The 22,023-nt window shown below is 60.2% G+C and carries 21 protein-coding genes and 1 other RNA gene; 8 read left to right on the top strand and 14 right to left on the bottom strand.

Annotated features, from left to right (window positions below):
* Positions 1-29: 29 nt before the first annotated feature.
* Positions 30-1,688 carry an acyl-CoA synthetase gene (locus tag LHAB_RS13690; RefSeq protein ID WP_090047280.1) on the top strand — a complete coding sequence of 553 codons (1,659 nt, stop codon included), beginning with the start codon at positions 30-32 and terminating at the stop codon, positions 1,686-1,688.
* 12 nt (positions 1,689-1,700) lie between these two features.
* Here LHAB_RS13690 and LHAB_RS13685 read toward each other — a convergent pair whose 3' ends face one another.
* From LHAB_RS13685 to LHAB_RS13665, 5 genes are all read right to left on the bottom strand, one after another.
* Complete coding sequence (locus tag LHAB_RS13685; protein ID WP_090047278.1) at positions 1,701-2,249, bottom strand: NUDIX hydrolase; 549 nt, start codon at positions 2,247-2,249, stop codon at positions 1,701-1,703.
* A gap of 2 nt (positions 2,250-2,251) precedes the next feature.
* Positions 2,252-3,568: a TRAP transporter large permease gene (locus LHAB_RS13680; RefSeq protein ID WP_090047276.1), complete on the bottom strand. Its 1,317-nt coding sequence runs from the start codon at positions 3,566-3,568 to the stop codon at positions 2,252-2,254.
* On the bottom strand, positions 3,565-4,086 hold the full coding sequence (locus LHAB_RS13675; RefSeq protein WP_228763436.1) for a TRAP transporter small permease: 522 nt from the start codon (positions 4,084-4,086) through the stop codon (positions 3,565-3,567). Before LHAB_RS13675 ends, LHAB_RS13680 begins: the two co-directional genes overlap by 4 nt.
* A gap of 75 nt (positions 4,087-4,161) precedes the next feature.
* Positions 4,162-5,196, bottom strand: a complete 1,035-nt coding sequence (locus LHAB_RS13670) for a TRAP transporter substrate-binding protein (RefSeq protein WP_090047274.1) — start codon at positions 5,194-5,196, stop codon at positions 4,162-4,164.
* A 257-nt stretch (positions 5,197-5,453) separates the two neighbouring features.
* Positions 5,454-6,149 (bottom strand): fumarylacetoacetate hydrolase family protein, encoded by a 696-nt coding sequence (locus LHAB_RS13665; RefSeq protein ID WP_090047272.1) that lies wholly within the window; start codon positions 6,147-6,149, stop codon positions 5,454-5,456.
* A gap of 150 nt (positions 6,150-6,299) precedes the next feature.
* Between LHAB_RS13665 and LHAB_RS13660 the strand changes: the two genes are divergently transcribed.
* Positions 6,300-6,737: a MarR family winged helix-turn-helix transcriptional regulator gene (locus LHAB_RS13660; protein WP_090047270.1), complete on the top strand. Its 438-nt coding sequence runs from the start codon at positions 6,300-6,302 to the stop codon at positions 6,735-6,737.
* 28 nt (positions 6,738-6,765) lie between these two features.
* On the opposite strand, the gene LHAB_RS13655 is transcribed toward LHAB_RS13660, so the two are convergent.
* The 6 genes from LHAB_RS13655 to trxA all read right to left on the bottom strand — a co-directional run bounded on the left by LHAB_RS13655 (position 6,766) and on the right by trxA (position 12,514).
* Positions 6,766-7,068: an antibiotic biosynthesis monooxygenase family protein gene (locus LHAB_RS13655; protein WP_090047268.1), complete on the bottom strand. Its 303-nt coding sequence runs from the start codon at positions 7,066-7,068 to the stop codon at positions 6,766-6,768.
* Between the two features lie 36 nt (positions 7,069-7,104).
* A complete protein-coding gene (locus LHAB_RS13650) occupies positions 7,105-8,466 on the bottom strand; it encodes an MATE family efflux transporter (protein WP_090047266.1) in 1,362 nt (453 codons plus the stop codon).
* Positions 8,467-8,469: 3 nt separating this feature from the next.
* Positions 8,470-10,251, bottom strand: a complete 1,782-nt coding sequence (locus tag LHAB_RS13645; RefSeq protein WP_369814121.1) for a hypothetical protein — start codon at positions 10,249-10,251, stop codon at positions 8,470-8,472.
* A gap of 72 nt (positions 10,252-10,323) precedes the next feature.
* Positions 10,324-10,587, bottom strand: a complete 264-nt coding sequence (locus LHAB_RS13640; protein WP_019425345.1) for a type B 50S ribosomal protein L31 — start codon at positions 10,585-10,587, stop codon at positions 10,324-10,326.
* Between the two features lie 85 nt (positions 10,588-10,672).
* Positions 10,673-11,935 (bottom strand): transcription termination factor Rho, encoded by a 1,263-nt coding sequence (rho, locus tag LHAB_RS13635; protein ID WP_090047261.1) that lies wholly within the window; start codon positions 11,933-11,935, stop codon positions 10,673-10,675.
* A gap of 246 nt (positions 11,936-12,181) precedes the next feature.
* Entirely contained in the window at positions 12,182-12,514 is a 333-nt protein-coding gene (gene trxA / locus LHAB_RS13630; RefSeq protein ID WP_090047259.1) for a thioredoxin TrxA, read from the bottom strand.
* A gap of 104 nt (positions 12,515-12,618) precedes the next feature.
* Between trxA and LHAB_RS13625 the strand changes: the two genes are divergently transcribed.
* Positions 12,619-13,935, top strand: coding sequence for a BaiN/RdsA family NAD(P)/FAD-dependent oxidoreductase (locus tag LHAB_RS13625; RefSeq protein WP_090047257.1), 1,317 nt, complete (start codon positions 12,619-12,621; stop codon positions 13,933-13,935).
* A 5-nt stretch (positions 13,936-13,940) separates the two neighbouring features.
* Here LHAB_RS13625 and LHAB_RS14715 read toward each other — a convergent pair whose 3' ends face one another.
* Both LHAB_RS14715 and LHAB_RS13615 read right to left on the bottom strand, forming a co-directional pair.
* Positions 13,941-14,327: a hypothetical protein gene (locus LHAB_RS14715; RefSeq protein WP_194943184.1), complete on the bottom strand. Its 387-nt coding sequence runs from the start codon at positions 14,325-14,327 to the stop codon at positions 13,941-13,943.
* A gap of 80 nt (positions 14,328-14,407) precedes the next feature.
* On the bottom strand, positions 14,408-16,105 hold the full coding sequence (locus LHAB_RS13615; protein WP_090047253.1) for an AMP-binding protein: 1,698 nt from the start codon (positions 16,103-16,105) through the stop codon (positions 14,408-14,410).
* A 173-nt stretch (positions 16,106-16,278) separates the two neighbouring features.
* Between LHAB_RS13615 and LHAB_RS13610 the strand changes: the two genes are divergently transcribed.
* Positions 16,279-17,577, top strand: coding sequence for a serine hydrolase domain-containing protein (locus LHAB_RS13610; RefSeq protein WP_090047251.1), 1,299 nt, complete (start codon positions 16,279-16,281; stop codon positions 17,575-17,577).
* 51 nt (positions 17,578-17,628) lie between these two features.
* On the opposite strand, the gene ffs is transcribed toward LHAB_RS13610, so the two are convergent.
* Positions 17,629-17,725: signal recognition particle sRNA small type (ffs, locus tag LHAB_RS13605), an RNA gene on the bottom strand.
* A 106-nt stretch (positions 17,726-17,831) separates the two neighbouring features.
* On the opposite strand from ffs, the gene dnaX reads away from it, so the two are divergent.
* From dnaX to LHAB_RS13585, 4 genes are all read left to right on the top strand, one after another.
* Positions 17,832-19,841, top strand: coding sequence for a DNA polymerase III subunit gamma/tau (gene dnaX, locus LHAB_RS13600; protein ID WP_090047250.1), 2,010 nt, complete (start codon positions 17,832-17,834; stop codon positions 19,839-19,841).
* 38 nt (positions 19,842-19,879) lie between these two features.
* Positions 19,880-20,203: a YbaB/EbfC family nucleoid-associated protein gene (locus LHAB_RS13595; protein ID WP_090047248.1), complete on the top strand. Its 324-nt coding sequence runs from the start codon at positions 19,880-19,882 to the stop codon at positions 20,201-20,203.
* A gap of 10 nt (positions 20,204-20,213) precedes the next feature.
* Positions 20,214-20,804, top strand: coding sequence for a recombination mediator RecR (recR, locus tag LHAB_RS13590; protein WP_090047245.1), 591 nt, complete (start codon positions 20,214-20,216; stop codon positions 20,802-20,804).
* 232 nt (positions 20,805-21,036) lie between these two features.
* Positions 21,037-22,023: an ABC transporter substrate-binding protein gene (locus LHAB_RS13585; protein ID WP_228763435.1), complete on the top strand. Its 987-nt coding sequence runs from the start codon at positions 21,037-21,039 to the stop codon at positions 22,021-22,023.

Here is a 22,023-nt window from a genome sequence, read left to right as displayed (position 1 = left end):
TGGACCCCCAGCCGAAACGGAAACTCCCCATGAATGAAACCAAAGTGAGCATCTTTGACCAGGACCTGCCCCAAACCCCCGCCAACCATGCTCCGATTTCGCCGCTGAGCTTCATTGAGCGCACGGCCGAGGTCTACCCGCAGCGCCTGGCCATCGTGCACGGTGCTTTGCGTCAGGACTGGGCCACTACCTACCGCCGCAGCCGTCAGCTGGCCAGTGCGCTGGCGCAGGCGGGCATCGGCAAAAACGACACGGTGGCCGTGATGCTGCCCAACACCCCGCCCATGGTGGAGGCGCACTTTGGCATTCCCATGGCCGGTGCGGTGCTCAACGCGCTCAACACCCGTCTGGACCCGGAGACGGTGGCCTTCATGCTCGACCACGGCGAAGCCAAGGCGGTGATCGTGGACCCAGAATTTTCGGGTGTCATGAAAAAAGCCTTGGCGATGCGCCAGTCGACACGGCCCATGCTCGTGATCGATGTGGAAGACGTGCTCTACACAGGCCCGACCGAAAAACTGGGCTCGGTCACTTATGAAGCCTTTGTGGCCCGCGGTGATGCCGACTTTGCCTGGAGCCTGCCCGCCAACGAGTGGGACGCGATTGCCCTGAACTACACCAGCGGCACCACCGGCAACCCCAAGGGGGTGGTCTACCACCACCGGGGCGCGGCCACCAATGCGATCTCCAACATTCTGGAATGGGACATGCCCAAACACGCGGCCTATTTGTGGACGCTGCCCATGTTCCATTGCAACGGCTGGTGCTTTCCCTGGACGGTGGCGGCGCGCGCGGGCGTGAACGTGTGCCTGCGCAAGGTCGATGCGCAGGCCATGTTCGACGCCATGCGCGACCATGGCGTCACACATTACTGCGGTGCGCCCATCGTGCACGGCCTGCTGGTCAATGCGCCGGCGGCCATGAAAGTGGGCGTGCCCGCAGGCATCAAGGCGATGGTGGCGGGCGCTGCGCCCCCGGCTTCGATGATCGAAGGCATGGAACAAATGGGCTTTGACCTGACCCATGTGTACGGCCTGACCGAGGTGTACGGCCCGGCCACTGTGTGCCCCAAACACCCCGAGTGGGATGCGCTGGACATTGGCGACCGGGCCCGCTTGAATGCCCGCCAAGGTGTGCGCTACCACCTGCAACGCGATGTGCGTGTGCTCGATCCAGAGACGATGCAGCCTGTGCCGCAAGATGGCGAAACCATGGGCGAGATCATGTTCAAGGGCAACATCACCATGAAGGGTTACCTCAAAAACCCCAAGGCCACGCAAGAGGCCTTTGCCGGCGGCTGGTTCCACAGTGGCGACTTGGCCGTGCAGTACCCGGACGGCTACTTCAAGATCAAGGACCGCAGCAAGGACATCATCATCTCGGGCGGCGAAAACATCTCATCGATCGAGGTGGAAGACGTGCTGTACCGCCACCCCGCCGTGTTGGCGGCGGCCGTGGTGGCCAAACCCGATGCGCGCTGGGGCGAGACGCCGTGCGCCTTTGTGGAGCTCAAAGCCGACGCACAGGTCACCGCCGAGCAGATCGTGGCGCACTGCAAGCAGCACTTGGCGGGCTTCAAGGTGCCGCGTGCGGTGGTGTTTGGCGAGCTGCCCAAAACCAGCACGGGAAAGATTCAGAAGTTCGAGTTGCGCAAGCAGGCGGGCTCGGCTTCAGCGATTGACATCTGATCTCTGCAGCGCTCAAGCAATGTCGAACGCGTGCGTGCCAAACTGGCCCGCACGGCGGTCGGCAAAGTAGTGCTCCAGCGTTTCCTTGACGGTGCGAAAGGCCAGTTCGTCCCAGGGAATTTCTTCTTCGGTGAACAAGCGCGCTTCCATGGTTTCATGGCCGGGGTCGAACACATCGCTGGTCAGGCGGGCGCGGTAGTACAGGTGCACCTGGCCGACCCGCGGCACGCTCATCACCGTCAGCAGCTCTTCCATGATGAATTGCGCGCCCGCTTCTTCGGTGGTCTCGCGCGCTGCGCCTTGCGAGGTGGATTCGCCCAGTTCCATGAAGCCGGCAGGCAAGGTCCATTTGCCTTTGCGCGGCTCGATGTTGCGTTTGCACAGCAGCACCTGGTCGCCCCAGTGGGGCACGGTGCCCACCACGTTCAGAGGGTTTTCGTAATGCACCGTGTGGCAAACGGTGCAAATGGCCCGCAGCTTGGTGTCGCCGTCGTCGGGCAAACGGTAAGCCACCGAAGCACCGCACTGGCGGCAATGTCGAATGGCTTCTCGTGTGTACATGGTCAGAGTTTCAGGACAAATAGGACGACGGAGGGCACAAAGACGATCAGCAAGATGCGCAAAAGGTCAGAGGCCAGGAAAGGCATGACGTATCGAAAGATGTCCTTCATGGGCACATCTTTCGTCATGCTGCTGATGATAAACACGTTCATGCCCACGGGTGGCGTGATCAGGCCAATCTCCACCACCATCAATGCCAATATGCCAAACCAGATGGCTTTGGACTCAGGGTCCATGCCCCACAAATCAATGCCCATGATGATGGGAAAGAAAATCGGGATGGTCAGCAGCAGCATGGACAAGCTGTCCATCACGCAGCCCAATACCAAATAAATGGCGATGATGGTGAACAGTACGGCCAAAGGAGAAAGGCCCATGCCTACAACCCATTTGGCCAGTTCTGTGTTGACCTGCGTGAGTGCCAAAAACACGTTCAGCACGTCTGCGCCCAGCAAGATCAAAAAGATCATGCCAGTGCCCACGGCCGCACCATACAAGCATTGCAGCAGGCCTTCACCGCGCAAACCGCCCGATTTCCAGGCTACAAATCCAGTGGCCACTGTACCCACCGAAGCAGCCTCGGTGGGGGTGAAAAAGCCGCCATAAATGCCACCAATGACCACTGTGAAAATCAGCAACACGGGCCATGTTTCCGACAGAGCCTGCAAGCGCTGAGGCCAAGTGAAGCGATCACCCCGGGGCGCATCTTGCGGGCTGACGCGGGCGATGATGCCGATGACCACCATGTAACCGATGGCGGCGATGATGCCGGGCACAAAAGCAGCCATGAACAATTTGGCGATGTTTTGCTCGGTGATGATGGCGTAAATAACCAGGGGCACCGAAGGTGGGATCAGGATGCCCAAAGTGCCGCCGGCTGCGATCACGGCTGCAGACAGCCGCTCAGAATAGTTGTGCGCTTTGAGTTCGGGCAGGGCCACTTGGCCCATGGTGGCCGCTGTGGCCAGCGATGAGCCACAAATGGCCCCAAAACCGGCGCACGACGTGACGGCGGCCATGGCCATGCCGCCGCGCCAGTGGCCAATCATGGCGTTGCCCGCCTTGAACAAGGCCTTGGACAAGCCGCCATTGGTGGCGAACTGCCCCATGAGCAGGAACAGCGGCACGACCGACAAGTCATAGGTCGAGTAGCGTGCAAAGGCGACGTTCTTGTAATAGTTCATCAACGGGTCCCAGCCCGACATGAAGATATAACCCACGCTGCCCGTGAGCAGCATGGCCACGCCAATGTGGATCCTGAGTGCCAACAGCAGCAACAGGACGGCAAACATCAAAGAACCCCATTCGATGCCGGTCATGGTGTGATTTCTTTCATTTTCTCGAGGGCGCGGTAAAGGGCCGTGACAGACAACAAAGCAAACGCGGGCACCAGCGGGACATAGGCCCACCAAGTGGGAATCTCCAGCAGCATCGACGCATCAAAGTTGCCCTGCAAATCCCGCAAGCCCACCCAGATGCGCCAAGTGAGCAAAGCAGAAAACCCAGCCAACAAGAGGTGTGCCAGCATGTCGAGCAAGGCATTGACCCGGGCGGGCGCTTTGGCCGTGAAAAAGTCCACGATCACATGGCCCGAAATCCAGTGGGTATACGGCAGTGACATGGCCACTGCGCCTGCGCACAAAAACTGCACCAGCTCGTAGTCACCCAGCAAAGGTGAGTCAAAAAACGCACGGCCCACGATGCTGCGCAAGGACATGAAGGCCATGGCCAACAAGGTTAGGCCAGACAAAATGGCCAGCAATTTGCACAAACGGTCAAGCACCCAGCCGAGGCCCTGGTATTGGCGTGTTGAAACGACATGGACGGCTTCAGCCACAGGACAACTCCTTGAAAATAAAAAAATGGGGTGGGCCGCAGCTCACCCCATGGTGCCACCAGAAAAGTCGGTGCTTTACTTGGTGTATTGCTTGATCAGGTCCTGAGCGTCCTTGAGCAAGGCTGCGCCGTTTTGGCCGCGCTTGTTCATGGCGTCCACCCATTCGTTGTCTTGCTCGTCGGTGGCTGCTTTCCAGCGGGCCAGCTCAGCAGGCGGGATCACAGAGATGGTCTGTGTTTTGGTGTCGGCAAACACCTTGCGCCCAGGCACGTCGTTGCCGGCTTGGGTGGCTCCCATGAAAGCCGAGAACTCGCGGCCAGAGTTCTTGTCGATGACGGCTTTCAGGTCAGCAGGCAATGACTCGTACTTGGCTTTGTTCATGGGCACCACAAACACGGTGGTGTACAGGGCCGGGTAGCTCTTGTCGGTCTCGGCGCTGAACTTGGTCAGCTCGTGCACCTTCAGGCCAGGAGCCACTTCATAGGGGATTACCGCGCCATCGATCACACCTTTGGACAAAGCCTCAGAGACCGCTGGAACAGGCATGCCCACAGGCGTAGCCCCCATTTTGGCCAACATCTTGGTGACGTTGGCGGTGGGGGCGCGCATCTTCATGCCCTTGAAATCTTCCATCTTGGTGATGGGCTTGTCACGTGTGAAGATCACACCTGGGCCGTGCACGTGCACAGCCAGCAGTTTCACGTCTTTGTGTTCGTCCATGGCGTGCTTTTGCACGAAGTCCCAAGCTGCACGGCTGGTGGCTGCAGCGTTGGTCATGGTGAAGGGCAGCTCAAACACTTGCGTCTTGGCAAAACGGCCAGCGGAGTAACCGGCCACGGTCCAGACCACGTCGGCCACGCCGTCTTTGGCTTGGTCATACAGCTGCGGTGGGGTGCCGCCCAGTTGCATGGCGGGGTAGATCTCGCACTTGAGGCGGTCTTTGGAGTCGCGCGCAATGTTCTTGCACCAGTCGCCCAGCATGGTGGTGTGCTGGATGGACTGTGGGCCCAAAAAGTGGTGCACCTTCAGGGTGATGGTCTGGGCGTGAACGCCAAAACCAATGGCCATCAGGCCTGCGGCCAAGGCCGTTTGTTGCAGGAATTTCTTCATCGACTTGTCTCCATCATGGGTTTAAAAACGGGATGATAAACCAACCATGCGGTCGGTTAATGTGTGTTTGTGGTGAAGCAGCGATTGGCCCGGGCATCTTCAAAAACCCCATTGATCCAATGTATATGAATTATGTTGCAAGTTCAATCGCATTTTTCAGGGGTTAACCCTTGGTTTCGTGCCCGATGTGCGGGCTTGTTCATTGCACAAAAGTGCCTTTAGGACCCGCCAAAACCTCGTTCTGGCCGCCCATTGGGTCAGGAAATCTTGATTTCAAGGCTGCCCAGCCTTGCTACTTCGCCAACCAATGTGTCCCCTTTGACCACGGCGGCCACGCCCTCGGGGGTGCCTGTGTAAATCAGGTCGCCAGGCTGAAGCTCCCAGGCGGCGGACAGGTGTTCGATGGTTTCGGCCACGCTCCAGATGAGTTTGGCCACGTTGCTGCGCTGGCGGTCTGCGCCATTGACTTGCAGACTGATCTCGGCCTGGTTCACGTCACCAGCTTGCGCGATGGGGGTGATCGGGCCGATGGGGGCCGAGTGGTCGAAGGCCTTGCCGATGCACCAGGGGCGGCCTTGTTTTTTCATCTCGTTTTGCAGGTCTCGCCGTGTCATGTCCAGACCCACGGCGTAGCCGAAGATGTGCTTGGCCGCATCGGCGGCTGGGATGTTGCGTCCGCCTTGGCCAATGGCCACCACCAGCTCGATCTCGTGGTGCAGGTTTTGCGTCAGGCTCGGATAAGGCATGGTGCCGGTCTGGCCGGCTTCGACCACCACCAGGCTGTCTGCGGGTTTGAGGAAGAAGAAGGGGGGTTCACGCCCGGTGAAGCCCATTTCCTTGGCGTGCTCTTCGTAGTTGCGGCCCACGCAGTAAATGCGGTGCACCGGAAAGCGGCTGGCGTGGCCGAGGACTGGCACAGAAACGGTTGGCGTTGGGGGGAACAGAAAACTCATGCGTGACTTTCAAAGGTGAGAACTGGCGGTGCCTGTTGTGCAATGCGGGCGCACTGCACATGCCGAAAAGTGGTGAAGCGCGCTTACTATAGGAGCCTCAGCCAGGACCGAGACTGGTGATAACCCTGCTTTTGATGGAGAGACCTGCAAATGACCCACAGCTTTGATTTGGCCGCTGCTCCGGGGCACTTGATCAGGCGGGCACACCAAATTTCCGTGGCGGTCTTCAATGAACACCTGAGCGCGGCCGGTGTCACCCCGGTTCAGTTCGCGATCTTGAATGCCTTGCTCGACACACCGGGCGTGGATCAAATCACCTTGGCCAAGCATGTGGCTTTCGATCCGGCCACGTCGGGCTCGGTGATTGGTCGTTTGGAGAGCAAGGGTTGGGTCGAGCGGCGCGCCGATGAGGTCGATCGCCGGCGCAAGTTGTTGGTGTTGACCCCCGAGGGGCTTGAGGCACTGGCTGGCATGCAGTCGGCGGTGGCTGCGGTTCAATCGACGATTTTGTCGCCCCTGGCACCGTCCGAGCAGGCGCAGTTCATGCACCTGCTCAGCCGCTTGGTGGTCGGGCACGAGTCGTCTTGAGTGCGCAAACGGGCCTGGCCGTTCAACTTCAGGCCGATTTGACGGTCAATTCGAAGTGCTCCACGTGCGGGGGCACCGCAAAAAATGGTCCCACGATGGCTCGCCATTCGGTGAACAAGGGGGATTGACGGAAGCCCACCGTGTGGTCTTCCAAAGTGTCCCAGAAAATTTGCAGCACATAGCGCTCTGGGCTTTCGATGCCACGGTTGACTTTGCCGCCTTGAAAGCCTTTGGCTTTGCAAGCCACGGTGTTCAGGCCGAGCTCAATGGCTTTTTCAAATGCGGCTTGCTGGCCGGGATGGATGCGGATATCGGCGAGTTCGAGGATCATGTTGAGGAGGTGTTCAAAGTGAGCGAGGCCTCTACCTTAATGCATCTGGCCCCTCTGGGGTGTCAGCCTGGAGGCATGCCAGACCATGACTGTGAACAGGGCAGACACCAAGGCCAGTGCGGCGGTGCTGGTCATCCAGAAGGTGTCTACTCTGGCACGCATGGGCCAAGAGGCCGCATCAATGCCTTGGTAGGCCAGCACATAACCGCCATACAAGCCCACACCCCACAGCAAGGCGGTGTAAATGAGCAAGGGCATCAGGGTGATGCGGTAGCAGCGCAGCAGGTAAGCGCAGACCGCTTGCACCGCATCGGCCAGGTGGTAAAGCGCGACCCAAGCCAACCAAACCGTGGCCGCTTGCACCACGCTGGGGTCTGTGCTGAATGCCTGGGCCAAGGCCTCTCGGCCCAAAAACAGGACGCCCGCACCCAGCAAGGCGGCACAGATGGCCATGCCAATGCCCAGACCTGCCGCGCGTCGGGCTTTGCGTGCTTGCCCAGCACCGAGCCAATAGCCTGTGCGTGCACTGCTCGCAATGCCAATGGCCAGCGGTACCATGTACAAAACAGCGGCCAAGCTGGCTGCAATCTGGTGGCTGGCCAAGGCCACCGCCCCCAGCCGCGCGATGAACAGGGCCATCAACGTGAACGAGGTCACCTCCACCATGATGGACAAACCGGCGGGGACACCCAAGGCCAGAAAGCGCCGTATCACTGACCAATCCGGTTTTTCAGGGCGACACCACAAATGGTAAGGCTGGTAGATGTCCTGGGTGCGCAAGAGCCACAGGCCGGCCAGCATCATCAGCGTATTGACCACCAGGGTGGCCCAGGCGCATCCCACCACGCCCATGCCGGACAAACCAGCCACGCCAAAAGTCAAGGCATACGACAGCGGCACTTTGACCAGCAGAGCACCCGCCTGCAACCAGGTCACCAGGCGGGGATGCCCCAGACTCTGGTTGAGCGTGCTGTACATGCGAAACAGCAATGAAGGGAGCAAGGCCAGCGCCAAGATGCGCAAATAAGCACGCACATCAGGCCAGAGTTCTTCGGGCACCTCGGTGGCCGACAACCACAGATCCGGAAACCACAAACCGCAGATGCCCAGCACGGCGGCTGCGCCAGCGATGTAGAGCGCTTGCCTGACCGAGCGCCCCATTTCAGCTTGACGTCCACCGCCATGCAACTCGGCCCACACAGGCAGCAAGGCCTGCAGCAGACCGTTGAGCGCCACGTAAATACTGATGTAGATCGAAGAGGCCAATGACAGCACGGCCAGCGCTTGCGGGCTGTATCGGCCCGCAATCAGGGTGTCCGCAATCCCGAAGGACATGACGGCCAGCTGCCCCACCAGCACAGTGCCTGCATGGCGGGCGATGGTTCGCAACTCGGACATGCTTCAGCGCCCTGGCAAGCCAACAGGTGCTGGGTTGGTTTTGGCGGGCCGGAAAATGACCAGGGTTTCGTCTTTGTCGGTGGGCCGTTTGATGGCCATTTCTTCCACCCATCCCATGGCCTGGATTTTGGCTGTCAGCAAGGAGCGGTTGACGTTGTCCATGATCAACCAAGGGCAGTCGCTCAGTGGCGCCTGCATGGGAATGAGTCTGGCCTGCGCGTGGTGCATCAAGGCTGCGCCTTGCGCCTTGCTGATGCCGGCGTATTGCAGGCAGCCGCCAGTGCCTGTGATGCGACTGACCTTGTGGACCAGCGGGGCATAGCTTCGGGCGTAGTCGAGCAAAGGCAACCACAGGCTGGTCAACAGCAGCCAGCAAAGCGCGGCACCGCTGGCGGGCAGCACCAGGCTCTTCCAAATGGCGGCGCGGTGGTGGCCGGTACGCCAGCGCACCAGTGCCCCCCAAGCCACGGTGGCGGCCAATGCCAAGGCGAATGAACCCATGGAAAATTCGGGAACAAATTCTGGTGCCAGGCGGGTCACGTTAGCGGCTGTTTTGACGGGTGTGCCGGTTTGCATGGCCACCCAAATCACCCAGATGATGAGCGCGCAGACGCTGAAAAACAGCAGTGTGAACCAGTCGATCAGTGCGCCCAGACTGCGGCGCAGCGTGGGCAGTGCCAAAGCGGCCAGGGCGGCAATGGCGGGCAGCGATGTCAAAAGCGCCCGGTCGGACAGTCCTGTGAACCAGGTGGCCCCCACCGTCACGATCACAAACCACAGTGGCAAACCCAAATGCGGGTAGCGCCAGCCACGCGAGAGTTGCCCTCGCCAGCGCCACAGCGCCCACAGGGCCATAGGCCAAGCAGGCCAGGTGAACCAGGCCATCAATTTGGCCAGCACATGGACGTCGACGATGGTGTGAGGCACCACGCGCCAGCGCCACAGATCGAGTGCACCCGCCGTGGTGATGCACAGCAGGGCAATGAGCGCCATCAGGCCCACGTCCAGCATGGTCAAGCGGCGTTGAGACGGATCGGTCTGCGCTGTGGCGCAAATGACCGAGCCACCCATACCCAGCCACAAGGCCAGGCTGGGAGCGCCCGACAGCGTCAGACCCAGCATGCCGGCAGCCACCGCGGCAGCGCTCTGAACGCGGTGACGGGTCCATGTGGACAGGCCAAAAAAGAGCAGGGCCGCAAAACACAGCTGGCTCAGCGCGGGCGTGGTTTCGTGCGACAGCCGTGCCAAGCCCAGGCAAGCCAGCAGCGCCAGCAAGCCGCCGTCGGCCATGGCCCGTGCGTAATCCGCTGGTTTGGCTTCGCCACCAAACGCAAAGGCCACAGGTTGTGCGGAGGGTTGACGGGTCAGCGCATAGACCGCATACCAGGTGGACGCCAAGGTGATGCCCAACATCCCGATGAACGGCAAACGGGCAAATGCGGCTTCAAAGCCTGCGGGCGCCCATTGGATGAAAACAGCGCCAAGCCAATAAGGCAGCAAAGCCAGCTGGGCATCGGGGATGCCCAACAAAGTGGGGTGGAGCCAGGAGACGGAGCCACCGACACCGGCTTGTGCCAGTTGCAGCATGTAACCGTAGGCTTCGATGTCTTGGGCTTTCCAGGGCGTACGGCCCCAAAAGCCAGGCAAAACATAGGCCACGCACAACAAAAGCAAGGCCAGACGGGGCAGTCTGCGCACGGCGTTTTGTGCAACGATGGCGGGCGTGGGGTGGTTCACAGGATCAGAAGATATCAGTTCGGGGGCTCTGGAGCTTGTCGCCAGCATCAGGACGCAACGCCACAGAAAAAGGGCAGGCCGGTTGCCCGGGCTGCCCTTTGGGAGAGACCAATTCGCGAATTACTTGGCGATGGTGGTGGTCTTGCCGAAACGGTTGCGGAATTTCTCCACACGGCCGCCCATGTTGTCCACCGACTTTTGCGTGCCGGTATAGAAAGGATGCGACTCGCTGGTCGTGTCCAACTTGTACCAAGGCAGCTCGCGGCCGTCTTCCATTTTGATCATTTCTTTGGTGTTGGCGCATGAACGGGTCACGAACTTGAAACCATTGGACATGTCTTGGAAGCAAACTTCACGGTAATTCGGGTGAATGCCGTCTTTCATGGGGAAATCCTTTTATTTTCGCTACGGTAGCCACTCCTCAGCCTATCTGATAGCACTTTCCGCAAAACCTGTCGATTATAGGGCATCAGCCGCCGCGTCGCATCATGTCGAAGAACTCGGAGTTGTTCTTGGTCGCTTTCATGCTCTTCAAGACCATTTCCATCGCCTCAATTTCGTCCATGTTGTACATGAATTGACGCAAGATGCGGGTTTTTTGCAGCACTTCGGGCTGCAACAGCAATTCTTCGCGTCGGGTGCCGCTGCGGTTCAGGTTGATGGCCGGGAAGACGCGTTTTTCGTACAAGCGGCGCTCCAAGTGGATTTCGCAGTTGCCTGTGCCCTTGAATTCTTCAAAAATCACTTCGTCCATGCGGCTGCCGGTGTCGACCAAGGCGGTGGCGATGATGGTCAGGCTGCCGCCTTCTTCCACATTGCGCGCCGCGCCAAAAAAGCGCTTGGGGCGTTGCAGTGCGTTGGCGTCCACACCCCCTGAGAGAACTTTGCCCGACGAAGGCACCACGTTGTTGTAGGCGCGGGCCAGACGGGTGAGGGAGTCCAACAAAATGACCACGTCTTTTTTCAGCTCCACCAAACGCTTGGCGCGCTCGATCACCATTTCGGCCACGTGCACATGGCGCGAAGCAGGTTCGTCGAAGGTGGAGGAGATCACTTCGCCGCGCACGCTGCGCTGCATTTCGGTCACTTCTTCGGGTCGCTCGTCGACCAGCAGCACCATCAGGTGCACATCGGGGTAATTGGCGGTGATGGCGTGGGCGATCTGCTGCATCATCACCGTTTTGCCCGACTTGGGCTGCGCCACGATCAGCGCGCGCTGGCCCCGGCCGAGCGGCGCGATGATGTCGATCACGCGGGCGGTGATGTTTTCTTCGCCCTTGATGTCACGCTCCAGACGCATTTGCTCTTTGGGGAACAGCGGCGTCAGGTTCTCGAACATGACTTTGTGTTTGTTGTTCTCCGGCAGGTCGTCGTTGACCTTGTCCAGCTTGGTCAGGGCAAAGTAGCGCTCGCCGTCTTTGGGGATGCGCACTTCGCCCTCGATCATGTCACCCGTGTGCAGGTTGAAGCGCCGCACCTGGCTGGGACTGATGTAGATGTCATCGGTGCTGGCCGTGTAGCTGGAGTCGGGGCTGCGCAGGAAGCCAAATCCGTCGGGCAGGATTTCCAGAACGCCGTCGGCAAAGACCTGTTCGCCCGCTTTGGCGCGCTTTTTGATGATGGCAAACATCAGCTCCTGTTTGCGCATGCGACCGGTGTTCTCGATCTCGAGGGTATCGGCTTGCTTCAGGAGTTCGGACACATGGAGTGCCTTGAGTTCATTCAAATGCATGGGAATTGGCCTGTGTCAAAGCGGACCGCTGAGGGTCCGTTTTCAGATAAGCGGGTGGAAATGTTCAGAACCGGTTGCCGCCCGGGGATGGGGGCGGGAGCTTGCGGCAATCAAGGCGTTGATCCCTGTTCGGGTTGCCTTGTGGAAATTATGACAGGTTTTGAAGAGGCTCAGAAAACAAAAAAACCGGGCCATTGCGGCCCGGTTGAGCGCGTGGCGACCGAATCCTTCGGCAGCCTGCGAACATCAAGCCAGTTGTTGGTCGATGAAAGCCGTCAGTTGTGACTTGCTCATGGCGCCCACTTTGGTGGCGGCGAGCTGACCGCCCTTGAAAATCATCAAAGTGGGGATGCCGCGGATACCGAACTTGGCGGGGATGTCGCGGTTGTCATCGACGTTCATCTTGGTGATTTGCAGTTTGCCTTCGTAGGCGTTGGCCACTTCGTCAAGGATGGGCGCAATCATTTTGCAGGGACCGCACCATTCGGCCCAGAAGTCCACCACCACAGGTTGGCTGGACTGGAGAACGTCGGCTTCGAAAGTGGCGTCGGTAATGTGTTTGATCAGATCGCTGGCCATGGCCTATTCCTTATAAACATTGAAGATGCGGCTAAAGTTGCATCTATTTTGACAGAAACCTAGGGCTTTCACCTGTCTCACAGGCGTTGCCAACACTTCATTTCATGACTTATTTTCCCGAATCTGCTGTTTCGTCCTCGGGCTCTGCACTGGAGGTGGACGTGGCGATTGTCGGTGGGGGGCCTGCTGGATTGATGGCGGCACAGGTGTTGTCGCAAGCGGGCGTATCGGTGCATTTGTTTGACGCCATGCCCTCCGTGGGGCGTAAATTTTTGCTGGCGGGCAAAGGTGGCTTGAACCTCACCCATGCAGAGCCGATGCCCCAATTTCGCAGCCGGTATGGCGCACATCAAGCGCAAGTTGGGCGGTGGCTCGACCAGATGGATGCCCAATCGGTCAGGGCTTGGGCCAAGGGCCTGGGCGTGGAAACTTTTGTGGGCAGCTCGGGTCGCGTATTTCCTCTGGAAATGAAGGCGGCGCCTTTGTTGCGCGCTTGGTTGCACCGCTTGAGGCATCCAGCTTTTGGTGTGCCTGTGCAGTTTCACATGCGCCATCGCTGGCAAGGCTGGGATGGGGAGAGCCTGGTTTTTCAGCCCACCGGCTCATCGGGCGTGAGTCGCGTGCATGCGCGCGCCACCTTGCTGGCTTTAGGTGGGGCCAGTTGGCCCCGCTTGGGATCTGATGGTGCTTGGGTCCCCTTGTTGGCCGATCAGGGGGTGGTTGTCGAGCCGCTTCAACCTGCCAATTGCGGCTTTGACGTCCTGGGTCGCGAAGGTTTGGGCTGGACCGACCATTTTCGCAGCCGCTACGCCGGCCATCCCCTGAAGTCCGTGGTGCTAAGAGTGGATGCCACCTCAGTTCAGGGCCACGGGGCGCACTCGCCGCCCAGATTTGAGCGGCAAGGCGAGTTCGTGATCACCGACACGGGTGTTGAAGGCAGTCTCATCTATGCTGCGTCGGCCTTGTTGCGTGACGATCTGGCGCAGGGCGCTGCCCGCTTGACGCTGGATTTGCTGCCCGATAAATGCCTGGACCAGGTACATGCCGAGGTGCGTTGGCCGCGTGGCAGTCGCAGTCTGTCCAGCCACCTCAAAAGTCGTTTGGGCATCGATGGCGTCAAGATGGGATTGCTTTTCGAGCTTTGCTCGCCGGCCTGTTTGGCCCAGCCAGAAGCCTTGGCGCGCAGCCTAAAAAGTTTGTCCGTGCCTCTCAAAAGTCCCAGGCCTGTGGCAGAGGCGATCAGCACCGCCGGTGGCGTGGCTTGGCCTGGGATGACCTCGGGGGGCATGCTGACGGGCCGACCTGGGGTGTACTGTGCAGGCGAAATGCTCGATTGGGAAGCGCCCACGGGGGGGTATTTGCTCACCGCTTGTTTGGCCAGTGGATGGTCTGCAGGACAAGCTATTTTGACAAATTTGTAACAAATTTACACAATTGGTGTATGCCTGCGGGCCATATGCTGCGTTGTTAGCTGGTGAATAACTTCATCTACAACGAGGTCGACATGACGCCAGAAGCTTCCCAGGAATACCAGCGTGCCGTTGAAGAGGCCGCCAACGCTTTCATGAAAGTGATGGCTTTGCGCGGATTCAATGTCCGTGACTACCCACAAAACTTTGTGGCTCAGATGTCTCAGCAAACCAGGTTGGCTTTTGAAACCAACCGAGCCGGTGCCCATCAAAATGCCGACAGATTGGTTTCTGAACTGCTCCGCGCAGCCCCTTCTGCGCCCCAGCTGGTGAATGCTTCCAAGGTCAAAACCATGCCTTTTCCAGCGCTGCGTCAGCGCATGGCCTGAGTGTTTTAGGCGCATAGGGCTTGCCGCTGTCTTTTTTGCGCGGGTGCGACTGGTGGCCCTAGCGCATCAACCCAAGGCGCCGCAGACACCCTTGCTCAAGGGTTTTCTTCTCTGAACTCGCCTGCGTAACGGCCACCTTGGCTTGCCCGCGCAGTTTCTTGGGCCCGCAAATCCACCCGGCGGATCTTGCCCGAAATGGTTTTGGGCAGGTCGCTGAACTCGATGCGGCGCACCAATTTGTAGCCCGAAACCCGCTCCCGCATGAACTTGAAAATGCCCCCCGCCGTGGCCGCATCTGGCGCATGGCCCGGGGCCAAGATCACATAGGCCTTGGGCACCAAGCCGCGCACCGGATCGGGTGCGGGCACCACCGCCGCCTCGGCCACCGCCGGGTGTTCGATCAGCGCACTCTCCAGCTCGAAGGGGCTGATGCGGTAGCCCGAGGACTTGAACACATCGTCGGCCCTTCCCACGTAGGTGATGTAACCCTGCTCATCGCGTTGGCCCACGTCGCCCGTGTGGTAATGGCCATCGCGCATGGCCTCGGCGGTTTTGTCCGCATCGTCGGCATAACCGTTCATGAGTGCGGTGGGGCGGTGTGCCAGGTCAATGCAGATCTCGCCTTCTTCGGCGGGTTGGCCATCGGCATTCAACAGCACCATCCGGTAGCCTGGCAAAGGCCGCCCCATCGAGCCCGCCTTGAGCGGCGCACCCGGCGGGTTGCCAATCTGGGCCGTGGTCTCGGTTTGGCCATAACCGTCGCGGATGGTGATTTGCCAAGCGGCCCGCACCTGATCGATCACTTCGGGATTGAGCGGCTCACCCGCTGAAATCAGCTCGCGCAATTGCACGGGCCAGGCTTTCAGGTCTTCTTGAATCAGCATTCGCCACACCGTGGGCGGCGCGCACAAGGTGTTGACCCTGTGCTGCACCAACGTACCCAGAATGTCCGGCCCATTGAAGCGCGTGTAGTTGTAAATGAACACGCAGGCCTCCGCGTTGAGCGGCGCAAAAAAGCAACTCCAGGCGTGCTTGGCCCAGCCCGGCGAGCTGATGGTCCAGTGCACATCGCCTTTTTGCAGGCCCAGCCAATACAAGGTGGACAAATGCCCCACCGGGTAGCTTTGCTGGGTGTGCTGCACCAGCTTGGGTTTGGCCGTGGTGCCCGAGGTAAAATACTCCAGCAAAGGATCGGTCACCCGGGTCGGCTCGGGCGGTGTGAAGCCGGTGCTGGCTTGGTGCGACAGCGCGTAATCCAGCCACCCTGAAGGCAAGCCCGCACCGCCCGACACGCTCACCAAGGTCAGCCCATTCGTCACGGCGCTGGGCAAATCCAGCACCTTGGCCATGCCCCCCGCATTGGTGATGATGCATTTGACCCGCCCGCGCTCCAAGCGGTCTTGCAAATCATCGCCCGACAGCAGTGTGGTGGCGGGAATCAGCACCACACCCAGTTTGATCGCGGCCAGCATGGTCTCCCACAACGGCACTTCGTTGCCCATCATCAGCAAAATCCGATCGCCCTTGCGCGCACCCTGGGCCACCAACCAGTTGGCCACTTGGTTGGAGCGCTGTGACAGTTGGGCATAGCTCAGGCGAAACTGCTCACCCGAAGCCTCCACGATGTGCAAAGCCGGGGCCGGGTTGTCCCGCGCGATGCTGTCAAAGTAGTCCAGCCCCCAATTGAAATGCGTCAAAACAGGCCAGCGAAACGCCGCCACAGCGGCTTCGTAGTCGGTGCGGTGGGTCAGCAAAGCATCGCGGCTGGCCAAAAATTGTGCAAGTTCGCTCATGGGCTCCTCGGCGGGGAAAGGGTGAAGGGCTTACAGTTCAAAACAGTTTAGCGCCTGCACAAGGGACTGTGCACGGGGATTTGCCTGGACAAAACAGACCGATCAGCCCATCTGGGAGCGCTGTGAATGTCGAGAACAATCCTGGATTCGATGCGCTGGCACCAAGAGGAGAAATGATGTTTATCGCCAATTCAAAATGGGCCGTGACGCTGGTTTGCGTGGGCTTCTTCGGTCTTTTCTCTGCGGCTGCGGCCGTTGACGTGCACATGCGGCCTGATGGCCCGGATGCCGAGCGTTTGGGCATGAAACAAGCTTATCCGGTTTGCGCTCAAGCGCTGATCCGACCCGAGTGCCGTGTGGGGACTTGGTCTGCCAATGAAAAAGTCGCCGCCAGCTCTTTGGTCAGGCCCTCGGGTGACCCCATGCCATTGCCGCGATGGCCAGACGCGCCAGCCATTGCTTACCGATGGGGATTTTCGAGCAAGACGCTGGACGATTTCATGGCCGACACCAAAACCACGGGCCTGATGGTGATCAAGGACGGCCGCGTGGTGGCCGAACGCTACCAATATGGCCGGCAGCCCGACATGCGGTTCCGCTCTTTTTCCATGGCCAAGACCTTCACAGCCATGCTGGTGGGCATTGCCCACGGCAAAGGCTTGATTCGCTCACTGGACGACAAGGCGGCCGATTACTGGCCCGAAATCGCCCCTTCGGCATACGGACAAACCACCATCCGCAATTTGTTGCGCATGTCGTCTGGTGTGCCTTTCAGGGAGCTCTACACCTGGACGCCGGATGACGACATATGGCTTTGGGGCCGGGTCTTGTTCTTGCCAGAAAACCGCATGCGACCCGAAAAAATCGTGGAATACCTCAACACCAAAACCAGCCGCGAAGCAGAGCAAGGTGCGCGCTTCAAATACGCCACCATCGAGACGGAAATTCTGGGCAGGGTGTTGAGTCGGGCCGCTGGCATGAGCATTTCCCAGATGACCCAGGATTGGCTGTGGCAACCCATGGGCGCAGAGGCCGAGGCGCGTTGGTTGCTGGCAGGTGCCGACCAAGGCGAAGGCACCGGAGGCAGCTTCAACGCGACGCTGCGCGACTATGGCCGGTTTGGCGTGCTGCTGGCCAATGATGGCCTCAGGGGCGCTGTTCAAGTTATCCCCCGAGATTACCTGCTGGATGCCACAGACGCGGCGCGCCAGCCACCGGCATTTCGACCGCGCAGCGCGACACCCGGCATGGGATATGGCTACCAAACATGGATTGCGCCTTTCAAAGAGCGCACGTTTGCGCTGCAAGGCATCCACGGTCAACACATCATGGTTCAGCCCAAATCGGGCATCGTGATGGTTCAAACCTCCGTGAATGACCAGCCCAGCGGCCGGCAAGATCCACGGCCCTATCAGATGCGCGATGCACTGTGGTTGGGCGTGCTCAAGAGTCTGGGCGGGATCACTGAATGAGGCACAAACCTCTGGGCAAGTCCTTGATTCGACTCACTTTTTGAGATGGAAGGTGACGAGCCTTGACCCCGGCACTGGATTCACAGTTAGGGCTGCTTGGTTCCCCACCTGACCCGGTTGGCCGCTTCACCATGCGGGAAGGCCCGTCGCTGTCGATTGTAGGCGAGCGGGCGGCAGCTTTGTCCGTCGGGCTGTAATTTTGTCGAAACCCTCTGCCCAGAACCACCCCCCCCAGCCCGATAGAATCAACCCCCATGTCTTACCTTGTCCTCGCGCGCAAATACCGCCCCCGCAATTTCACTGAAATGGTAGGGCAGGAGCACGTGGTTCAAGCCCTGACCAATGCCCTTGTGCAGCAACGTCTGCACCACGCGTATTTGTTCACCGGCACCCGGGGCGTGGGCAAGACCACGGTCTCGCGTATTTTGGCCAAGTCGCTCAATTGCCAAGGGGCAGACGGGCAGGGTGGCATCACCGCCGAGCCTTGTGGCGTGTGCCAAGCCTGCCGCGACATCGACGCCGGGCGTTTTGTGGACTACACCGAGCTGGACGCGGCCTCTAACCGGGGTGTGGACGAGGTGCAAAGCCTGCTGGAGCAGGCGGTTTACAAACCGGTGCAGGGGCGCTTCAAGGTCTTCATGATCGACGAGGTGCACATGCTGACCAACACCGCGTTCAACGCGATGTTGAAGACCCTGGAAGAACCCCCAGAATATTTGAAGTTCGTGCTGGCCACGACCGACCCGCAAAAAGTTCCCGTGACAGTGCTCTCGCGCTGCCTGCAATTCAATCTGCGGCCCATGGCGCCCGAGACCGTGTTCGAGCACCTGACCCAGGTGCTGGCCGCCGAACAGCTGAGCGCCGAGCCCTTGGCTTTGCGCCTGCTGGCCCGCGCCGCACGCGGCTCCATGCGCGATGCCCTGAGCCTGACCGACCAGGCGATTGCCTTTGGCAATGGCTTGGTGCAAGAAGCCGGCGTGCGCCAGATGCTGGGCAGTGTGGACCGCAGCCACGTCCTGCACATGATCCGCGCCCTGACCGAGGGCGACGGCGCGGCGGTGGTGAACCAGGTCAACGCCCTGCGCCTGCAAGGCGTGTCGGCTGCCGCCACCCTGGAAGACATGTCTGTGCTGCTGCAGCGCATGGCCGTGATGCAGATGGTGCCCAGCATGGCGCAAGACGGTGACGACCCCGACACCCAGGGCTTGGCCGATCTGGCCCAGGCCATGCCCGCCGAAGAAACCCAATTGCTTTACAGCCTGTGCCTGCATGGGCGCACCGAGCTGGGTCTTGCGCCCGATGAATACGCGGCCCTGACCATGGTGCTGTTGCGCTTGCTGGCCTTCAAGCCCCAGGCGGGATCGGCGGAAAAAAAAAGCCCGCTGACCAGCCCTAGGGCCACCCCTCAGGCCAACCCTGAGTCCACCCGAGCTGTCACCCCAGCCGTTCCTGCCCCATCAATGGCTGCTGCCACGGCCATTGATGCGCCTCTGCCGCCCGTTGTGGCACCTGTTGCGCCTGCGGCTGTCGCCCCGCAGCCCAAGCCAGCCCTGCAAGTTGCCCCGCCCAGTGATGCCATGCCACCCATAGCGGCACCCATGGCGACTCCGAGGGCCAGGCCGCCGGGCTCGGTGCCGCCCGCCGGGCCTGTCATCAGCCATGCGCAAGCCGAGCCAACCCTGTCTGAGCCCCCCCCATGGGAGGATTGGCCCGACACCACCGACTACGCCGATGTCCAGGTCCATGTGAATGTGGAACACGCTGCTGTGCCCGAGCATCGTCAGGCCGCCCCCGCTTTGCGGTCTTTGCCGGTGCGCGAGGCCACCTCAGGGCGCGCCGATGTGCCCACCCCATCCGCACTGGCTGCCGTTCAGGCCACGCCCGAAGGCGATGTCTGGCTGGAGGCGGTCCAAGGCTTGATGGCGCAAGACGTCATCACCGCCTTGGTGCGCGAGTTGGCCCTGCAGTCGCAGCTGTTGGCCCGCGACGCGGACCACTGGCAACTGCGTGTGGAGCGCGAGACACTCAACCACCCGGCCAGCCGCGAGCGTTTGCAATCGGCTTTGCAGGCTGCAGGCCATGGCGATGTCAAGCTCGCCATCGAACTGGGCACCGTGACCGACAGCCCTGCCCGGCGTCTGGCTGTGAAGGCTGCAGAAAAAATGTTGGCCGCACAAGAGCTCATTCAAAACGATCCATTGGTGCAGGCCATGGTGCGTGATTTCGGAGCCAAAATCGTGCCCGGCAGCATCCAGCTGATTTGATTTCCCCTCATTCCCCACCTCATTTCAAAGGAAACACCATGTTCAACAAAGGGCAACTTGCCGGTCTCATGAAACAGGCTCAGGCCATGCAGGACAACCTCAAAAAAGCCCAGGATGAACTCGCTTTTGTCGAGGTCGAAGGTCAAGCCGGTTCGGGCATGGTCAAGGTCCTGATGACCTGCAAACACAGCGTGCGCCGGGTGACCATCGACCCGAGCTTGCTGGCCGACGACAAGGACATGCTGGAAGACCTGGTGGCCGCGGCCTTCAACGATGCCGTGCGCATGGCCGAGGAGGTCTCTGCACAAAAAATGGGCAAGCTCACCGCCGGTTTGCCACCGGGCATGAAACTGCCATTCTGAGCGCTTGACCATGGCCGACACCCACGCCCTTGCCACTTTGGTGCAAGCCCTCAAGGGCTTGCCGGGGGTGGGCATCAAGTCGGCCCAGCGCATGGCTTTTCAGCTGCTCCAAAACGACCGGGCCACGGCCCGGCAATTGGCGGCAGCATTGCACAATGCGGTGGAACACATTCGCCATTGCGAAAGCTGCCACACCTTCACCGAGGCCGAGTTGTGCGACACCTGTCTGGACGCCACGCGCGAGCGTACCCAGCTGTGCGTGATCGAAACCCCGGCCGACCAGTCGGCCATTGAGCGCACCGGCACCTACCGGGGCTTGTATTTCGTGCTCATGGGCAAGCTCAGCCCGCTCGACGGCATTGGCCCGCATGACATTGGCCTGGCCAAACTGAAAAAACGTGTGGCCGACGGTGTCTTGACCGAGGTGATTTTGGCCACCAACTTCACCGCAGAGGGCGAGGCCACTGCGCATGTGATCTCGGAGATGATCCGCCAGCAGGGCCTGAGGGTCACGCGCCTGGCCCGAGGCGTGCCCGCAGGCAGCGAGCTGGAGTACGTGGACCTGGGCACCATCGCCCACGCCTTGGTCGACCGCCGCTGAACGGCTGGCCAGCCCCCCATCAAGGGGCGGTGCACAGCGCCAGGGCTGGATGTGCTGGAGATCGGGACTTGTCAATTACCCGAAATCCATTACGTGAAAACCCGCTCGGGAACAATCCCGATGCGCCGCTCAGCGCCAGTCCTTATCCTGTGAACATCGAATGTTCGATGTTCACAGGAGTCGGTTTGTGTCTGGCGTCAATGGGCGACGACGACAACTTTTGCTGTCAGGCATGGGCGCTTGGGCAGGCACTTGCGCGTCCAACGCGTCGGCGGAGTCATTGCGCAGGGTGACCATCGCATTGCCGGCCCGCCAAAGCCTCTACCACTTACCGCTCACCCTGGCCGATCAATTGGGCTACTTCAGGCAAGCGGGAATTTCGGTCGATTGGCTGGCGCACGAATCCGGCGCCAAAGCCCTGACCAGTGCTTTGCAGGGCCAGGCCGATGTGGTGGCCGGAGCCTTTGACCATGTGTTTGGCTTGCAGGCCAAAGGCTTGAATTACCAAGCCTTTGTACAAATCGGGCGAACGCCCCAGGTCAGCCTGGGTGTGGCTTCTAGGCTGGAGCTTCGTTCCACCATGTCGCTCAAAGGCGCCCGTTTTGGCGTGACCTCACTGGACTCCAGCACTTATTGGATGACCTGCCAGTGGCTTTTGCAAAATGGCTTGTTGCCAGAAGACGTGGTTTTTGTCGAAGTGGGCTCTTCTGCGGCAGCGGCCGATGCCCTGCGCGGTGGTGCCATCGACCTTTTGTGCAACCCCGATCCGCTCATGTACGGACTGGAACAAAAAAACGACATTCGGGTGTTGGCTGAAGCGCGCACCCTGATGTCCACGCGCAAACTGATGGGTGGCCCGGTTCCTGGGGCGTGTTTGTTTGCAAAGGCTGATTTTTTGCAGCGTCAGACCGAGCTGGCCCAGGCCTTGAGCGACGCGGTGGTGCATGCCCTGAAATGGCTCCAAACGGCTGGCTTGACCGATATCCTGAAGACGGTCCCTGCCTACCACTGGATGGGCGATCGGGCCATTTATCTGGGCGCTTTCGAAAAATTGCGCGAGTCCTATGCGCTGGACGGCTTGTTTGCTGCGGACGCCGTGGCCAATGCCTGGCGTGTGCACACCCGTTTGCCCGGACGTTTGAACAGCGCCCGCCTGCCTTTGATGCCGACCTACACCAATGGCTTTGCGGTGAAGTCCAAAAACCGTTTCGCAGCCTGA

It is taken from the genome of Limnohabitans sp. 2KL-27 (assembly GCF_001269345.1).
Taxonomy (GTDB): domain Bacteria; phylum Pseudomonadota; class Gammaproteobacteria; order Burkholderiales; family Burkholderiaceae_C; genus Limnohabitans_A.
The sequence above is the reverse complement of the archived record's forward strand: the minus strand, read 5'-3'. Positions and strand labels throughout refer to the sequence as shown.

Coding starts and splice junctions, on each gene's coding strand:
- LHAB_RS13610 (WP_090047251.1), top strand. CDS start 16,279: ATGATGTTTATCGCCAATTCAAAATGGGCCGTGACGCTGGTTTGCGTG.
- LHAB_RS13625 (WP_090047257.1), top strand. CDS start 12,619: ATGACTTATTTTCCCGAATCTGCTGTTTCGTCCTCGGGCTCTGCACTG.
- LHAB_RS13670 (WP_090047274.1), bottom strand. CDS start 5,196: ATGAAGAAATTCCTGCAACAAACGGCCTTGGCCGCAGGCCTGATGGCC.
- LHAB_RS13690 (WP_090047280.1), top strand. CDS start 30: ATGAATGAAACCAAAGTGAGCATCTTTGACCAGGACCTGCCCCAAACC.
- LHAB_RS13585 (WP_228763435.1), top strand. CDS start 21,037: ATGGGCGCTTGGGCAGGCACTTGCGCGTCCAACGCGTCGGCGGAGTCA.
- LHAB_RS13665 (WP_090047272.1), bottom strand. CDS start 6,149: ATGAGTTTTCTGTTCCCCCCAACGCCAACCGTTTCTGTGCCAGTCCTC.
- LHAB_RS13645 (WP_369814121.1), bottom strand. CDS start 10,251: ATGCTGGCGACAAGCTCCAGAGCCCCCGAACTGATATCTTCTGATCCT.
- recR (WP_090047245.1), top strand. CDS start 20,214: ATGGCCGACACCCACGCCCTTGCCACTTTGGTGCAAGCCCTCAAGGGC.
- LHAB_RS13655 (WP_090047268.1), bottom strand. CDS start 7,068: ATGATCCTCGAACTCGCCGATATCCGCATCCATCCCGGCCAGCAAGCC.
- LHAB_RS13685 (WP_090047278.1), bottom strand. CDS start 2,249: ATGTACACACGAGAAGCCATTCGACATTGCCGCCAGTGCGGTGCTTCG.
- LHAB_RS13615 (WP_090047253.1), bottom strand. CDS start 16,105: ATGAGCGAACTTGCACAATTTTTGGCCAGCCGCGATGCTTTGCTGACC.
- LHAB_RS13650 (WP_090047266.1), bottom strand. CDS start 8,466: ATGTCCGAGTTGCGAACCATCGCCCGCCATGCAGGCACTGTGCTGGTG.
- LHAB_RS13640 (WP_019425345.1), bottom strand. CDS start 10,587: ATGAAAGACGGCATTCACCCGAATTACCGTGAAGTTTGCTTCCAAGAC.
- dnaX (WP_090047250.1), top strand. CDS start 17,832: ATGTCTTACCTTGTCCTCGCGCGCAAATACCGCCCCCGCAATTTCACT.
- rho (WP_090047261.1), bottom strand. CDS start 11,935: ATGCATTTGAATGAACTCAAGGCACTCCATGTGTCCGAACTCCTGAAG.
- LHAB_RS13660 (WP_090047270.1), top strand. CDS start 6,300: ATGACCCACAGCTTTGATTTGGCCGCTGCTCCGGGGCACTTGATCAGG.
- trxA (WP_090047259.1), bottom strand. CDS start 12,514: ATGGCCAGCGATCTGATCAAACACATTACCGACGCCACTTTCGAAGCC.
- LHAB_RS13680 (WP_090047276.1), bottom strand. CDS start 3,568: ATGACCGGCATCGAATGGGGTTCTTTGATGTTTGCCGTCCTGTTGCTG.
- LHAB_RS13595 (WP_090047248.1), top strand. CDS start 19,880: ATGTTCAACAAAGGGCAACTTGCCGGTCTCATGAAACAGGCTCAGGCC.
- LHAB_RS14715 (WP_194943184.1), bottom strand. CDS start 14,327: ATGCGCCTAAAACACTCAGGCCATGCGCTGACGCAGCGCTGGAAAAGG.